Here is a 15,385-nt window from a genome sequence, read left to right on the forward strand (position 1 = left end):
CCCCTTGGCGTTGAAGGTGATCGGACCGGTGAGCCCCTCGGCGTTCTTCAGCTCCTTGTGCAGGTAGCCGGCCAGCTTGTCGGGGTCGGTCGATTTGGCCCCCTCCATCCCGGCCGTCACCGCCAGAAAGCCGTCACCGGCCAGGACCGCCCAGATGGAGCCCGGTACGCTGCCGTGCTTCTTCCGGTAGCCGTCGAGAAAACGGCGGGCCTTCTCGAAGGGGAGATCCTGAGGGACCGGCGGGCTGAGGAAGAAATAGCCCTCGGCGGCCTCTTTGCCGGCGATCTTCACCAGGTCGGGGTTGTTGGTGGCGTCGCCGCCGAGGAAGGGGACCGGCCAGTTCATCTCCTTCTTCTGCCGCAGCAGCAGTCCGGCTTCCGGGTAATAGCCGGTGAAGAAGACGGCCTCGGGACCGGCGGCCTTGAGTTTGGTGAGGATGGCGGTGTAGTCGCGCTCGCCGGGAGTCAGGGCGTCGAAAAAGGCGACCTGGACCCCCTCCTTCGGCAGCAGGGCGCGGGCCTCTTCAGCCAAGCCACGGGCATAACTGGTGTTGTCGTGCAGGATGGCGATCTTCTTGAACCCCATCTTCTTCAGGGTGCCGACCGCCACCCGCCCCTGCTCGTCGTCCCGGGGGCAGGTGCGGAAGAAATACCCCAGTTTCTTCTCGGTCAGACGCACGGCGGTGGAGCCGTTGGCGACCTGGATAATCTGCGCTTCGTCAAGGATCGTCTGGCTCGCTTCGGTGACCGAGGAGCCGTAGGTGCCGATCACCGCCGCCACCTCCCGGGTCGCCAGGCGCTGGGCCGCCAGTGAGGCGGTGCGGGGGTCGCCGCCGTCGTCCTCAACCAGGACCTCGACCTTGCGGCCGAGCACTCCCCCCTTGTCGTTGAGATCCTGGGCGAGCAGCTCGACGATCCGTTTCATCTCCTGCCCTTCGCTGGCCCAGGAGCCGGTCATCGGAGCCATGAGCCCGATCTTGACGGTTTCGGCGGCGGCCGCCCCGGCCAGCAGGCAAAGCAGCGTCGCCAGCATCAGTACCTTCTGCATGGAGTCCTCCTTCAGCGTAATGGGTGCTTGGCGCACACCAATGGCAGGCGGGCCGCCGCAAGGGGCCGCCTCAGATCCCCAGATAGGCCTTCTTCACCTCTTCGTTGTTGAGCAGGTTCTCGGCCGAATCGGTCAGGGTGATCCGGCCATTCTCCATGACGTAGCCGCGGTGGGCGAGCTTGAGGGCCTGGTTGGCGTTCTGCTCGACGAGAAAGATGGTGGTGTTGCTGTCGCGGTTGATCTTGCGGATGATCTCGAAGATTTGCTGGATGATGATCGGCGCCAGCCCCAGCGAGGGTTCGTCGAGCAGCAGAAGCCGCGGCCGGGCCATCAGGGCACGGGAGATGGCGAGCATCTGCTGCTCGCCGCCGCTCAGCGTTCCACCCAGCTGGTTGCGCCGCTGGGCGAGAATCGGAAAGAGGTCCATGACCATGTTCAGGTCCTGGCGGATGAGCGCCTTGTTGTTCCGCAGATAGGCACCCATCTCCAGGTTTTCCAGAACGCTCATATTGGGGAAGATGCGGCGCCCCTCGGGAACCTGGATGATCCCCATGGCGACGATGCGGTCGGGGCTGAGGCCCTGGATTGGCTGCTCCTGGAAGAGGATCTCGCCGGAGCGGGGCGGGACGACGCCGCAGAGGGCCATCAGGGTGGTGGTCTTGCCGGCGCCGTTGGCGCCGATGAGGGTGACGATTTCCCCCTCCTCGATCTCCAGGCTCACCCCCTTGAGGGCCTGGATACTGCCGTAATGGGCGTCGATGGCGTTGACCTTAAGCATCGCTCGCCTCCCCGAGATAGGCCTCAATCACCTTGGGGTTGCGGCGGATTTCCTGGGGGGTCCCCTTGGCGATCTTCTTGCCGTATTCCATGACGTAAATGCGGTCGGAGATGTTCATCACCAGCTTCATGTCGTGCTCGATGAGCAGGATGGCGACCCCTTCCTCCTTGCGGATGCGCACGATCAACTCGTCGAGCTCATGGGTTTCGTGGGGGTTCATGCCGGCGGCCGGCTCGTCGAGCAGCAGCAGAAAGGGGCGGGTGGCCAGGGCCCGGGCGATTTCCAGGCGCCGCTGGCCGCCGTAGGGGAGATTCTTGGCGAACTCGTTGGCGAAGCGGGACAGCCCCACCTTCTCCAGCAAGTGGTAGCTGGTCTCGATCGTCTCCTTCTCCTGCCGCCGGCTACTGGCGCCGCGCAGGATGGCGCCGAGGATGTTGGTCGTAGTCCGGCAGTGGCGGCCGATCATGACGTTTTCCAGGACCGTCATGTTCTGGAACAGGCGGATGTTCTGGAAGGTGCGCGCCATGCCGCTGGCGGTGACCCGGTTCGGCTTCCAGCCGTTGATGCGCTGGCTGCGCCCGTCGGGGGGATGAACCATGATTTCCCCGAGGGTTGGCCGGTAGATGCCGGTTACGCAGTTGAAGAAGGTGGTCTTGCCGGCGCCGTTCGGCCCGATCAGGGCGACGATCTCGCCGGCGCCCACCTCCAGGGTGACGCCGTCCACCGCCCGCAGACCGCCGAAATCCATGGTCAGTTCCCTGACCTCCAGCAGCTTCCGGTTGTTCTCAGCCATGAGCCTGCTCCGCGGCGGCCTTGCGATAGGCGTAGGTCTTGCGTACGTTGGCGATCAGCCCCTGGGGGCGGAAGATCATCATCAGCACCATGACCGCGCCGAAGACGAGCATCCGGTACTCGGAAAAGGCCCGCAGGTACTCGGGCATCAGGATCAGGACCAGGGCGGCGATGATGACGCCGATGATCGACCCCATGCCGCCGAGCACGACGATGGAGAGGACCATGGCCGACTCCATGAAGGTGAAGCTGTTGGGATTGATGTAGGTGTTGCGGGCGGCGAAAATCACTCCCACCAGCCCTGCCCAGAAGGCGCCGAGGGCGTAGGCCGAGAGCTTGGTGCGGGCCATGTCGACGCCCATGGCGACGCAGGCGATCTCGTCCTCGCGCAAAGCCATCCAGGCGCGGCCGATCCGGGAGTCCTTGAGACGGTTGGTGACAAAGATGGTGAAGGCGACCAGCAGCAGCATCAGGTAGTAGGTGTAGGTAGTGACAGCCGTCAGCTTCAGGTCAAGACCGAAGAGCCCGGGGCGGTCGATGTTGGCGATGCCGGCGGCGCCGTAAAAGACCGTGTCCCAGTTCTCCAGCACAATCTTGGCAATGGAGCCGAAGCCGAGGGTGACGATCGCCAGATAGTCGCCGCGCAGGCGCAGGATCGGGAACCCGAGCAGTACCCCGAACAGCGCTCCCAGCAGGCCGCCGATCGGCAGGCAGAGCCAGAAGCCGAGGCCGAAATGCAGGTTGAGCAGGGCGTAGGCATAGGCTCCGACGGCGAAAAAAGCGATGTAGCCGAGGTCAAGCAGGCCGGCGAGACCGACGGTGATGTTGAGCCCCAGGCCCAGGACGACAAAAATCAGGGCCAGTATCATGATGTTGACCTGGTAGGTGTCGACCAGCCAGGGAAAAATCACTGTGGCCAGCAGAATAGCGCCCAGCATAGGCCGGTACAGGCCCGGCTCTTCCAGAAGTCGCTGCAACAGGCCCGGCGCCGCCGGTTCTGCGGCTCCCCCTTGCGGGCGCTTCGGCTGTCCCTGCCGCCGCTGCAGCGACCATCGCCAGAAATAGGAAAGAACAAATGCGCCGAGGCCGACCCAGAGGATGCTCAGCCAGCGCCATTCGACCTCGCTCTTGATGGTGTTGACCCGCACCCCCAGTAGCGGCAGGGTCAGGAACATGAACCAGAGAGCGACTCCGCAGGAGTGCTTGAAGTTTTTCATATCCAATCCCGGCGTGTTGCGCCTGCGCGAGCTAGACCTTCTGCCTGACCGCCTTGCCCAGAATTCCGGTCGGCCGAAGGATGAGAATCAGGACCAGCAGCCCGAAGGCGAAGACGTCCTCGTAGGCGCTGGAGATGTAACCGGCAGCAAAGGCCTCGGTCAATCCCAGGACCAGGCCGCCGAGGACCGCGCCCGGAATGTTGCCGATGCCGCCGAGAACCGCGGCAGTGAAGGCCTTTACCCCGGCCATGAAGCCGATGGCGAAGTTGATCTGACCGATGTAGGAACCGACCAGGACCCCGCCGATGGCGGCCAGGACCGAGCCGATGACGAAGGTGACGGAGATCACCCGGTCGACGTTGATGCCGACCAGGCGAGCCATGGTCATGTCCTGCTGGGTGGCCCGCATCGCCTTGCCGATGCGGGTGTATTTGATGAGTACGGTGAGGACGACCATGGTCAGCGCGGTCACCAGCAGGATGACCAGTTCCGCCGACCCCATGATGTGAGCCACCGGCTCCATGAAGTCGAAGTCGGGGATAAGGGCCGGAAAGGGGAGGAAGTCCGGGGTCTGTGCCAGCAGGACGTAGTTCTGCAGGAAGATCGACATGCCGATGGCGCTGATCAGCGGCGAGAGGCGGGGCGCCCCCCGCAGCGGACGGTAGGCGATGCGCTCCAGGGTGTAGCCGTAAGCCGCCGCGTAGATCGCGGCCACCAGCGCGGCCAGCAGCAGGATCGACACGCCGGTGAAGCCGTAGATGGTCAGCGCCCCGGCAACGACCAGGGCGACGAAGGCGCCGATCATGTAGACCTCGCCGTGGGCGAAGTTGATCAGTTGGATGATGCCGTAGACCATGGTGTAGCCCAGGGCAATCAGGGCGTAGATGCTGCCCCGGGTCAAGCCGCTTAAGAAGAGTTCGAGAAAGTAGTCCATCGCTTGCTACCGCCTCGTGGCAGTGGCCGGCCTGCCGGGCCGGCAAAACGGTTCACGCAAAAGCCGGGGGAAAGGCAGAGGCTTTCCCCCGGCGGCATTGAGGCGCTGCCGGCGTTACTTGACCTCGACGAACTCGCCGTTTCTGACCTGATAGACCGCGAAGCCGACCCCTTCGGCATCCCCCTTCTGGTCGAACTTGATGCGACCGACGGTGGTTTCGACGTAAGAGCTGCGCAGAGCCTTGGTCAGTGCTTCATAATCGGTACTGCCGGCCACTTCGATGGCATGGAGCAGAGCCTGAACGGCGGCATAGCCCTGGTCGAAAAAGGTCCCCGGCTCGGAGCCGTGGGCCTTCTGGTAGGCGGTTCTGGCCTTGCGGTTCGCTTCGTATTTGGAGACGTCCATCGGGCCGGTGGCGTAAACCCCCTCGGCGTCCTTGCGGGCGATTTCCAGAAATCCTACCCCCTTGACCCCGTCGGGGCCGATGAAGGGGATGTCGACCCGCTTTTTCTTCATCTGGGCGATCAGCTTGGAGGCCTCGGGGTGGTAGCCGCCGAAGATCACTGCATCGGCCCCCTCTTTGCGGATTTTCTGTACCACCGCCGAGTAGTCCATGGCGCCAGGAGTGATCCCCTCGTACATCACCACCTTGGCCTTGCCTCCCTGCTCGACGAACTGCTTGGCGAAATCGGCAAATCCCTTACCGTAATCCCCTTTGTCATGAATGACTGCAATCTTCTTCGCGCCCAGTTTCTCCGTCGCGAAGGTGGCCGCCAGCTTCCCCTGATCATCATCGGCGGCGATGGTGCGGTAGAAGTTCGGGTATTCGCCGCCCTTGGTCAGGGGCGGATTGGTGGCCGAGGGGGACATGACGATGACCTTGGCGTCCTTGTAGATGCCCAGGGCCGCCTTGGTCGCCCCGGAGCAAACATGACCGACCACCACGTCAACCTCTTGGGATACGAGCTTGGTCGCCACGTTGGCGGCGATCTCGGGCTTGCACTGGTCGTCCTGGATCAGCAGCTCGACCTTCCTGCCCAGCACCCCCCCCTTGGCATTGATCTCGGCCGCCACCATCTCGGCAGCATCCTTGGTGGGTATGCCGTAGGCGGCGAGGTCACCGCTGTGCGGGCCGGCGACGCCGAGCTTGATGGTGTCAGCGGCCAGGGCGGGAGCGGAGAGGAGAAGTGTGAACCCCAGGGCAAATAGCCAGCTTGCGAGGTGCATTTTCTTCATTCGTGGCCTCCATTGGAAAGAATATGGATAGGGCAAACAGTGTTCGCTATCGGAACAGCATTCAATGTATAGTTTAAATAAACCTTGCCAGTCAAGGCCCTAATTGAGCCCAATGTGGAAAAAAAATTAAAAGTATCAAGGTCTTTTCGGCTGATGTCAGACGGTGTGTGGCCAAAATGGAGCGAAAATGGCTGAATTTGGCCATGGCAAAAAGGCCTTTTCGCGGCGCAGCGTTTGGTCTGGATAAAAATCCGTTGACTTCCGAAGATAAACGCTGTATCAAGCGTTAATTTTATCCCATGTTGGCACTATTTCAAATTCCATCTGGTGAGACGGGGCGACCGACGATTAACTTCTCCGGATGACTGAAACCCTAACAAGGAGGCTTTGGATGAAAAAGGCAATTGTAACCCTGCTGGCCAGTCTTCTGGCCCTTTCCCTCGGCGCCTGTGCGGCAACCAAAAAGGAAGAGCAGATCCGCGTCAAGTGCCCCGCCTGCGGCTATGAGTTCATGGCGCCGGCGGAGCGCTGACCACCTAATTACTAGAGTTTGCCTGATTTTCAGCAACATTCATTTAATATCAGGAGGCGATTGATGAAAGTTTCGCGACTGCTCTATGCTCTGCTCCTGGGAGGCCTGCTGGCCGCCCCCGCCTTTGCTTTTCAGGTCGACGTGCACGGGGACTTCAAAAACCGGCTGATGTACAGCAATCAGGCCGAGCTGTTCGACGTCTTTTCCGAGCCCGGCATCCAATACGTCAACGTCACCAACGCTCAGATCCGCAACCTGACCGGTCTGGTTTCCGGCGTCCCCCTGGATACCCGGAAGAGGGCCAACGACTCCGACTTCTTCGGGGAGATCAAGTACCGCCTCTGGTTCAACGCCACCGACGACGACAAGAAGGTCAAGGGGGTGCTCGGCTTCGAGTTCGGCGGCCGGAAATTCGGCCAGGTCGGCGGCCTCGACTTCGCCGGCGACGACAACATCTTCGAATTCCGCTGGGGCTACGTCGACTTCGAGGTCCCCTTCGACCCGGCCTCCCACCTCTCGGTCGGCCTGATGCCCGTCGGCTACAACGCCTACTTCTGGAACGACAACGCCCCGGGGGTCAAGTGGGCGGCTCAGCGCGGCGACCTGGAGTACAGCCTCGGCTGGTGGCGCAACGACGTAACCAACGGCGGCACCGGCCGCGACGCCAAGAACACCAACGACGACGTCTATGTCCTCGACGCCGCCTACAAGTTCGCGCCGGGCCACCGCCTCTACGGCTTCGCCGCCTACGGCGAATTCGGCCAGGAGGCTCTGTTCAGCCCCGACTTCGTCACGCCGGTAGTCTCCGAGGCCATGGACCAGATCTACTGGCTCGGCCTCTCCGGCGAAGGGCAGTCAGGCCGGCTCTTCTATGGCGCCACGGCCATCTACCAGACCGGCGAGATCGACGCCGCCACCGGCCTGACCTTCGCCCCCGGCAACCGGAACACGCTCGACCGCGACGCCTACCTGCTCAACGCCGAAGCAAGCTACGCCCTCGAGCGCGGCCGGGCCACCGCCGGCTGGCTCTACGCTTCCGGCGACAGCAGCCAGACCGATGGCGATGTCAACAACTACCACTCCCTGGAGGCCTACCTGGAGAATATCGGCAGCCAGGTCTTCTCCGGATACTGGGCCGACGACAACTACATGATCGGCTCCAACTACTTCCTCGACCGTGGCTTCAATGTTCCCTACCTCAACGCCACCTTCAACGTCACCGACAAGTTTTCGGTGGGGGGCGGCTACTTCTACTGGAGCACCGCCGCGGAGGTGATCCACGACAAGGAACTCGGCCACGAAATCAACGCGCGCGTCGAGTATGCCGTGACCAAGGGGCTCACCACCGGTCTCAATGCCGGCTACCTCTTTGGCGGCAAGGCCTGGGATGAGTTGGCCATCGACGGCCATGGCGACAACGTGTTCCGTTCGGAAGCGTCGGTGCGGCTGACCTTCTGATGCAGTGACTGTAAAGAAAAAAACGGACCGGGCAGAAAAGCCCGGTCCGTTTTTTCAGGAGCGACTCAGGTAACGGGTTCGACCTGTGGCCTGGCCGGCAAGAGCTCCGCGGCCGTCATGCCGAGGACGATCAGCCCACCGCCGGCCCAGGCGACGGGGGTGAGGCGGTCGCCAATCAGCAGAACGGAGAAGGCCGCCGCAAAGACCGGCTCGAGGGTGTAGATGATGGCGGCGCGGGTGGGGGTGGTCAGGCGCTGGAAGCTGGTCATCACCCAGAAGGCGTAGACGGTGGCGAAGACCGCCGTGATCCCCAGCGCCCACAGCAGGGTCGGGCTCCAGGCGCGGGGCCAGGTGACCGGCTCGAACAAAAGGCTCCCCAGCAGGCTCAGCACCGCCATGGTGCCGATTTGCACGAAGGTCAGCGCCCGCCCGTCATAACCGGCGGTCAAGGCGTCGAGACCGAGGATGTGCAGGGCAACGAAGAAGGAGCAGGCGATCACCAGGGCGTCGCCCGGGTTGAGCCGCCAGGGGCTCTGCCAGGTCAGCAGAAAAAGGCCGATGAGCGCCAGCGCCACGCCGATGCGCGCTCCCGCCGCCGGCGGTTTGGCCAGCAGCGGGCCGGCCAGCAGGGGGACCCAGACCACGTTGAGCCCGGTGAGAAAGCCGGCGTTGGCCGATGTCGTCTGCTCCAGGCCGAAGGTCTGGAAGGCATAGGAAAGAAAGAGGAGCGTTCCCAGGAAGACGCCCCGACGAATCCCGCGGGCGTCGAGGCTGCGCAGGCCCCGCCCGGCCAGCAGGGCAAGGAGCAGCGCCGAGAGGGCGAAGCGCACCCAGAGAAAGGACAGGACCGGGATTTCGGTCACCGCCGCCTTGACCACGGGAAAGGTCGCCCCCCAGAAGAGGGTCGCGGTGACCAGCAGAAATTCGGCAAAGCCCCGGCTGGGTTGGTTATTCATGGCAGTTTCCGCTGGACCCGGCTGGCGGGCGCGAAGATTGCGAACCGGCTTGTATGGCAGGTTTCGACTGTGCTATAAAAAAGGCTGTTTCGCTAAAGCAAAAAAAGTTTGGCGGGACGAGTTGCCCGGGAGTCTAGCATGGAAAGAGGGAAAAAGGAACCGGTCCAGATCGTCTGCCCGCGCTGTCGGCATACGGAGATCATTTACTTGCCGCAGGAGCAGTTCCCCCGTTGCCCCGATTGCGACATCCCGATGGTCATCGCCGAACTGCTCGACGAGGGAAAATCGTACTGACCCCCCATCCACACATCCCCATGAAATAATGAAGGAGGAAACCATGAAAAATCTGGTGTTGGCCGCCCTGGCGCTGCTCGCTCTCTCCGTCACTCTTGTCGGTCCTGCCCAGGCCGCCGGAACCCTTGATGAGATTCGCCAGCGTGGAACCCTGCGGGTCGGCATGGAGCCGGGGTACATGCCCTTCGAGCTGACCAACCAGAAGGGGGAGATCATCGGCTTCGACCCCGATTGCGCCAAGCGCATGGCCAAGGCGCTGGGGGTCAAGCTCGAGCTGGTGAGCACCGCCTGGGACGGCATCATCCCCTCGCTGATGACCAAGAAGTTCGACATCATCATGAGCGGCATGACCATTACCGACGAGCGCACCCAGGTGGTCGATTTCGCCGATCCCTACATTGTCATCGGCCAGACGCTGCTGGTCCGCAAGGAGCTGGCCGGGACGGTCAAATCCTACAAGGACCTCAACGACCCGAAGTACAAGGTCGCCTCCAAGCTGGGTACCACCGGCGAGATCGCCGCCAAGGAGCATCTCCCCAAGGCCAAATATTTCTCCTACGAAACCGAACAGGAAGCGGTCATGGAAGTGGTCAACGGCAAGATCGACGCCTTCGTCTACGACTCTCCCTACAACGCCGTCGCCTTCGCCCAGAAGGGGCAGGGGAAGCTGGTCTTCCTCGACCGGCCCTTCACCACCGAACCGCTCGGCTGGGCCATCCGCAAGGGCGACCCGGAGCTGCTTGCCTTCCTCAACGGATTCCTCAAGGAGATCAAGCAGGATGGTACCTACGACAAGATCTACCGCAAGTGGTTCCAGGACAGCGCCTGGCTGCAGGAACTCCAGTAAAGGGAGCGGAAACGGCACGTGACGGACCAACGTCAAGATTTTCTCTGGAAGCTCCTCCTGGCGGCCGTGTTGATCCTGGCGGCCGCCGGGATCTGGGGGGCGACCAAGAGCATCGACTACACCTGGCGCTGGCAGCGGGTCCCCCAGTATTTCTTCTATCACGCCGAAGAATTGCATAAGGCCCCTGCCGACGGCAAGGTCATCGACCTGGTCCGCGAAGGCGGTTCGACCGTCGTGGTATTCCAAAGCGCCACCAGCGAGATCTTGCGGGTTCCCGTCGCCGGCGACTCCGTGCGGGTAGCCCCAGGCGAGGAGCTCTTCGAGGGAGATCTGCTCGGCAGCACCTCCCGGTGGAAGGTCGGCCCCCTGCTGCAGGGACTCTGGGTGACCATCTGGATCTCCTTTCTTTCCGGCATTCTCGGCCTGGCGATCGGCCTCTGCACAGGGCTCTGCCGCATCTCGCGCAACCCGGCCCTGCGCGGGCTGGCGGTTACCTATGTCGAACTCATCCGCGGCACGCCCCTGCTGGTCCAGATCTTCATCTTCTACTTCTTCATCGGCACCGTGCTCAACCTCGACCGGATGGTGGCCGGCGTGGGCGCGCTGGCGGTCTTTGCCGGCGCCTACGTGGCGGAGATCGTCCGGGCCGGAATCCAGTCGATTCCCCGGGGGCAGATGGAGGCGGCGCGCTCCCTGGGGATGACCGTGCCGCAGGCGATGCGGCACATCATCCTGCCCCAGGCCTTCAAGCGCACGCTGCCGCCCCTGGCCGGCCAGTTCATCAGTCTGATAAAAGACTCCTCCCTGGTTTCGGTCATCGCCATCACGGATCTGACCAAAAGCGGGCGGGAAGTGATCACCTCCTCTTTCGCCACCTTCGAGATCTGGTTCGTGGTCGCCGCCATGTACCTGATCCTCACCTCGGTGCTGTCGCAGGTGATTTTCTGGATGGAGCGGAGGCTAGCGATCAGTGATTGAAGCGAAGAACGTAGTCAAGACCTTCCGTGGCCGGGGGCAGACGGTGCAGGCGGTGAACCAGGTGTCGGTCGCCATCGCCAAAGGGGAGGTTGTGGTAATCGTCGGCCCCTCCGGGTCGGGCAAATCGACCTTCCTGCGTTGCCTGAACGGGCTGGAGACCTTCGATTCGGGACACATCGTGATCGGCGGCCTGGACCTGGCGGACCGCAAAACCGACATCAACCGGGTACGGCAAGAGGTCGGAATGGTCTTCCAGCAGTTCAACCTCTTCCCGCACAAGACGGTTCTCGACAACATCTGTCTGGCCCAACTGGTAGTGCGGCGACGCAACAGCCAGGAGGCGCAGGCCAAGGCCCGGCAACTGCTGAAAAAAGTGGGGATCGCCGAGAAGGAGGGGGAATACCCGGCCCGCCTCTCCGGCGGGCAGCAGCAGCGCGTCGCCATCGCCCGGGCCCTGGCCATGGAACCCAGGGTGATGCTCTTTGACGAGCCGACCAGCGCCCTCGATCCGGAGATGGTCGGCGAGGTGCTCGACGTCATGAAACAGCTGGCCCGGGAAGGCATGACGATGGTGGTCGTCACCCACGAGATGGGCTTCGCCCGGGAAGTGGCCGACCGCGTCCTGTTCATGGACCAGGGGAAAATCGTCGAGGAGGGAACGCCGGAGCACTTCTTTACCTCCCCCAGTGAAGAGCGAACACGGCTTTTTCTCAGCCAGGTCCTCTAGCCCGGTCCGGGCAGGGTGATCGGCCAGCGCGCGCCGGGAGCATCACGCTTGAACCGGGACGACTTACAGGAGAAGATTCTCCGGCCGGACGCCGCAGGGCCGGAGCGGACCGCCGAACGCCCTGGACAGCCGCTGCGGGACGGGCTGGCGGCAGCCTGGCCGATCTGTCTGGGCTATGTACCGCTGGGCGTGGCGCTGGGGGTTCTCGCCCGACAGGCAGGCATCGGTCCGGCCTGGATCGGCCTGATGTCGGTGCTGGTCTTCGCCGGCAGCGCCCAGTTCATCGCCGTGGCCATGCTGGCCGGCGGCGCCTCGGCCGGCGCCATAATTCTGACTACCTTCGTTGTCAACTTTCGACACTTCCTCATGAGTTCGGCTCTGGCAGTACCTCTGACCGGGGTCCACCGCGGCTTCCTCTCCCTGTTCGCCTACGGCATCACCGATGAGAGCTTCGCCGTCAACCTGGCCCGTTTCCGCCGTGGCGGCTGGGACCGCTGGCGTGCCCTGACGGTCAACCAGGCAGCCAACGCTGCCTGGGTCGCCGCCACTGTCGCCGGGGGGCTGGCCGGAGCCTTCATTCCACCAGGGGCCTTCGGCATCGACTATGCCCTGATCGCCATGTTCATCTGCCTGCTGGTCTTCCAGTTGCAGGAGCGCATCCACCTCTTCACCGCCCTTTTGTCGGGGGCATTCGCCGTCCTCTGGTACCTGGCAGTGCCGGGCGATTCCTATGTTGTCGCCGCCTCGACGGCAGCGGCTACCCTCGGGTTCCTGCTGCAACGGCGCCGGGGAGGAAGAGGGACTGCATGACTTTCGGCGCCTACCTGTTGCTCGTCGCCGGCATGGGGGTGGTCACCTATCTGCCTCGCTGGCTTCCACTGCTAACCCTCTCCCGGCGGCGCCTCCCCCAGTGGCTCATCGACTGGCTCGGCCTGATTCCGGTCGCCCTTCTCAGCGCCCTGGTCGCGCCTGCTCTCCTAGCCGACGCAACGACCCGCACCCTGCAGCTTGGCCGGCCAGAGCTGCTGGTAGCGGTACCAACCTTTCTCTTCGCTCTCAAGACCAAGTCGCTGGGCGGGACGGTCCTGGTCGGAATGCTCCTTTACTGGCTGGTGCGGCAGGCTGGAATCTAAACCCCGAAATCCCAAATCCAGTGTGAAAATAAAACTTCCAAAATTAGTACATTGGAAGCTGATCCGATTCCTTTCCGCAGCTTGATCCAGCAACGCCCTGTTGGGCATGCCAGCCCAAATCTGTTCACGGAAATTCACTTGGACTTCGGTCTCTTCCCTGGTAGGAACCAACCTCCCCGATGCCCTGCGGCAGCCGAGCCATTTCTCTCCCTGCCAGGATTCCACATAGCTTGACGGAAGTCGCTATGCGCCGTCTGCCGATATACAGAATGAGTGGTGAGGGGCGCATCTGCATGACTTGGTGATAATTGGCATCCAAATATGACCCAGATCGGCATGTGACCGACCATGCCCCCTCGTCGAGAGCTCTCCCCCTATTCTCGACGAATGCGACGAGAGGCTAGAAATCCAGTATTTCTGGTAAGGTAGGGCCGCCGACGTGGTGACGAAAAACCTGCTTGACATCTTTTCCCCTACGTTGTATAAATCCACCTCGTCTCTGAGAATGCAAGGGTTTTCAGGGGGTAAAACCCCCGGTTTTGTAGCCGATTACAAGGCATGAGACTTAAAAAATCAATGTGTTAGAGACGAAATTCCGTTCCCCGGTAGCTCAGTCGGTAGAGCAGGTGGCTGTTAACCACCCTGTCGCTGGTTCGAATCCGGCCCGGGGAGCCAAACAAATAAAGGGCCGATTTCCTCAAGGAAATCGGCCTTTTTGCCATTGTCACCGCTTTTTCTCTATAAGCCCGCCCAAATAAATCTGCCCAAAAACAGCAACTTGAAGGTTCGAGTCCGATCTGGGATTTCCAGGCACTGAAAAAATGGTTGACAACCAGCCATAGTGTGGCTACTTTAAATAAACCCTACAAAGTCTATAGATAATATGATTTCAAAGAAAACGAAATACGGATTGCAAGCACTGCTCCTCCTGGCCCGTGAATACGGTCAGGGGCCGCTGCTGATCTCCGACCTGGCCCAGCGGGAGCGGATTCCGAAGAAGTTCCTGGAGTACATCCTGCTCCAGCTCAAGAACGCCGGCGTGCTGCAGAGCCGCAAGGGGAAGGGGGGCGGCTACTCACTGGCCACGTCGCCGACCGAAATCAGCGTCGGGCGAGCCATCCGCATCCTTGAAGGGCCCTTGGCGCCGGTCGCCTGCGTCAGCGAAACCGCCTATCAACGATGTACCGAGTGCTTCGATGAGGCGACCTGCGGCATCCGTCTGGTGATGAAGGATGTACGCGACGCCATGGCCGATATTCTCGATCACACCACGCTGCAGGACATGCTGCAGCGCTCCAAGGATGAAGCAAGGAAGCAGGCAGGCGTTGTCGACTTTCAGATTTGAGAGAGGCAAAATTTTTTCCCTTAATAGTCTATTTAATTGATAGACAAAGAAGAAAGGAGAGCAGCCATGTGGAAGAGAGGTTTCGTACTGGTCATCACGGCGGTGCTGCTGGCGGTCGGCAGCCTGCAGGCGGCGGAAGTCACCCTGCTCAACGTCTCCTACGACCCGACCCGCGAGCTCTACGCCGAGTTCAACGCCGCCTTCGCCAGGGAGTGGCAGAAGAAGAGCGGTGACACGGTGACCGTCCAGCAGTCGCACGGCGGCTCGGGCAAGCAGGCGCGGGCGGTCATCGACGGGCTGGAGGCGGATGTCGTCACCCTGGCGCTGGCCGGCGACCTCGACGCCATCGCCGACAAGGCCAAGCTCATCCCCGCCGAGTGGCAGAAGCGGCTGCCGCACAACAGTTCCCCCTACACTTCGACCATTGTCTTTCTGGTGCGCAAAGGCAACCCCAAGGGGATCAAGGACTGGAACGACCTGGTGAGGCCGGGCGTCTCCGTCATCACCCCCAACCCCAAGACCTCCGGCGGCGCCCGCTGGAACTACCTGGCGGCCTGGGGCTATGCCCTGAAGCAGAACAAGGGGGATGAGGCCAAGGCGAAGGAGTTTGTCGCCGCCCTCTTCAAGAACGTGCCGGTCCTCGACTCGGGTGCCCGCGGCTCGACCACCACCTTCGTCCAGCGCGGCCTGGGCGACGTCTTCATCTCCTGGGAGAACGAGGCGTTCCTGGCCATCAAGGAATTCGGCGCCGACAAGTTCGAGATCGTCGCTCCCTCCCTCTCCATTCTGGCCGAACCGCCGGTGACGGTGGTCGACAAGGTGGTCGACAAGCGCGGCACCCGCCAGGTGGCCGAAGCTTACCTGGAGTACCTCTACAGTCCGGAAGGGCAGGAGATCGCCGGCCGCAACTTCTACCGGCCGCGCCTGGAGGCGGCGGCGAAGAAGTACGAGAAGCAGTTCCCCAAAATCAATCTCCTCACCATCGACGAGGTCTTCGGCGGCTGGAAGAAGGCACAGCAGACCCACTTTAACGACGGCGGTGTGTTCGACCAGATTTATCAGCCGGGCAAGTAACCGCGGTGCAGTTGTCGGGGCGCAGCATGCTGCGCCC

General features: G+C 62.4%; 17 protein-coding genes and 1 tRNA gene. 11 read left to right on the forward strand and 7 right to left on the reverse strand.

The features are described 5' to 3' along the window. The 6 genes from VD811_15175 to VD811_15200 all read right to left on the reverse strand — a co-directional run. Positions 1-1,047, reverse strand: a 1,047-nt coding sequence (locus tag VD811_15175) for a branched-chain amino acid ABC transporter substrate-binding protein (protein ID HXV22325.1), incomplete at its 3' end; no start/stop codon positions are given. A 70-nt stretch (positions 1,048-1,117) separates the two neighbouring features. Then, the gene (locus tag VD811_15180; GenBank protein HXV22326.1) at positions 1,118-1,825 is read right to left on the reverse strand and encodes an ABC transporter ATP-binding protein; all 708 of its coding nucleotides are present in this window, start codon (positions 1,823-1,825) and stop codon (positions 1,118-1,120) included. Beyond that, positions 1,818-2,618: an ABC transporter ATP-binding protein gene (locus VD811_15185; GenBank protein HXV22327.1), complete on the reverse strand. Its 801-nt coding sequence runs from the start codon at positions 2,616-2,618 to the stop codon at positions 1,818-1,820. Before VD811_15185 ends, VD811_15180 begins: the two co-directional genes overlap by 8 nt. Then, complete coding sequence (locus VD811_15190; GenBank protein HXV22328.1) at positions 2,611-3,834, reverse strand: branched-chain amino acid ABC transporter permease; 1,224 nt, start codon at positions 3,832-3,834, stop codon at positions 2,611-2,613. Before VD811_15190 ends, VD811_15185 begins: the two co-directional genes overlap by 8 nt. 31 nt (positions 3,835-3,865) lie before the next feature. Further along, positions 3,866-4,768, reverse strand: coding sequence for a branched-chain amino acid ABC transporter permease LivH (locus VD811_15195; GenBank protein ID HXV22329.1), 903 nt, complete (start codon positions 4,766-4,768; stop codon positions 3,866-3,868). 114 nt (positions 4,769-4,882) lie between these two features. Beyond that, entirely contained in the window at positions 4,883-6,004 is a 1,122-nt protein-coding gene (locus VD811_15200; GenBank protein HXV22330.1) for a branched-chain amino acid ABC transporter substrate-binding protein, read from the reverse strand. A gap of 391 nt (positions 6,005-6,395) precedes the next feature. On the opposite strand from VD811_15200, the gene VD811_15205 reads away from it, so the two are divergent. Then, a complete protein-coding gene (locus tag VD811_15205) occupies positions 6,396-6,536 on the forward strand; it encodes a hypothetical protein (GenBank protein ID HXV22331.1) in 141 nt (46 codons plus the stop codon). Positions 6,537-6,599: 63 nt separating this feature from the next. After that, positions 6,600-7,994 (forward strand): histidine kinase, encoded by a 1,395-nt coding sequence (locus VD811_15210; protein HXV22332.1) that lies wholly within the window; start codon positions 6,600-6,602, stop codon positions 7,992-7,994. Positions 7,995-8,059: 65 nt separating this feature from the next. On the opposite strand, the gene VD811_15215 is transcribed toward VD811_15210, so the two are convergent. Then, positions 8,060-8,950 carry a DMT family transporter gene (locus tag VD811_15215; protein ID HXV22333.1) on the reverse strand — a complete coding sequence of 297 codons (891 nt, stop codon included), beginning with the start codon at positions 8,948-8,950 and terminating at the stop codon, positions 8,060-8,062. A 138-nt stretch (positions 8,951-9,088) separates the two neighbouring features. On the opposite strand from VD811_15215, the gene VD811_15220 reads away from it, so the two are divergent. The 9 genes from VD811_15220 to VD811_15260 all read left to right on the forward strand — a co-directional run bounded on the left by VD811_15220 (position 9,089) and on the right by VD811_15260 (position 15,348). Next, entirely contained in the window at positions 9,089-9,244 is a 156-nt protein-coding gene (locus VD811_15220) for a hypothetical protein (GenBank protein HXV22334.1), read from the forward strand. A gap of 43 nt (positions 9,245-9,287) precedes the next feature. Further along, positions 9,288-10,091: a transporter substrate-binding domain-containing protein gene (locus VD811_15225; protein HXV22335.1), complete on the forward strand. Its 804-nt coding sequence runs from the start codon at positions 9,288-9,290 to the stop codon at positions 10,089-10,091. Positions 10,092-10,109: 18 nt separating this feature from the next. Next, positions 10,110-11,069 carry an amino acid ABC transporter permease gene (locus tag VD811_15230; protein ID HXV22336.1) on the forward strand — a complete coding sequence of 320 codons (960 nt, stop codon included), beginning with the start codon at positions 10,110-10,112 and terminating at the stop codon, positions 11,067-11,069. Further along, on the forward strand, positions 11,062-11,796 hold the full coding sequence (locus tag VD811_15235) for an amino acid ABC transporter ATP-binding protein (protein ID HXV22337.1): 735 nt from the start codon (positions 11,062-11,064) through the stop codon (positions 11,794-11,796). The genes VD811_15230 and VD811_15235 overlap by 8 nt, the downstream gene beginning before the upstream one ends. A 48-nt stretch (positions 11,797-11,844) precedes the next feature. After that, positions 11,845-12,606: an AzlC family ABC transporter permease gene (locus tag VD811_15240; protein HXV22338.1), complete on the forward strand. Its 762-nt coding sequence runs from the start codon at positions 11,845-11,847 to the stop codon at positions 12,604-12,606. Further along, positions 12,603-12,929 carry an AzlD domain-containing protein gene (locus tag VD811_15245; protein ID HXV22339.1) on the forward strand — a complete coding sequence of 109 codons (327 nt, stop codon included), beginning with the start codon at positions 12,603-12,605 and terminating at the stop codon, positions 12,927-12,929. Before VD811_15240 ends, VD811_15245 begins: the two co-directional genes overlap by 4 nt. A 599-nt stretch (positions 12,930-13,528) precedes the next feature. Next, positions 13,529-13,604: transfer RNA gene (locus VD811_15250), tRNA-Asn, on the forward strand. 208 nt (positions 13,605-13,812) lie between these two features. Continuing rightward, positions 13,813-14,274, forward strand: coding sequence for an Rrf2 family transcriptional regulator (locus tag VD811_15255; GenBank protein HXV22340.1), 462 nt, complete (start codon positions 13,813-13,815; stop codon positions 14,272-14,274). A gap of 66 nt (positions 14,275-14,340) precedes the next feature. Further along, complete coding sequence (locus tag VD811_15260; protein HXV22341.1) at positions 14,341-15,348, forward strand: sulfate ABC transporter substrate-binding protein; 1,008 nt, start codon at positions 14,341-14,343, stop codon at positions 15,346-15,348. Positions 15,349-15,385 lie beyond the last annotated feature (37 nt).

It is taken from the genome of Desulfuromonadales bacterium (genome assembly GCA_035620395.1).
Lineage (GTDB): Bacteria > Desulfobacterota > Desulfuromonadia > Desulfuromonadales > DASPGW01 > DASPGW01.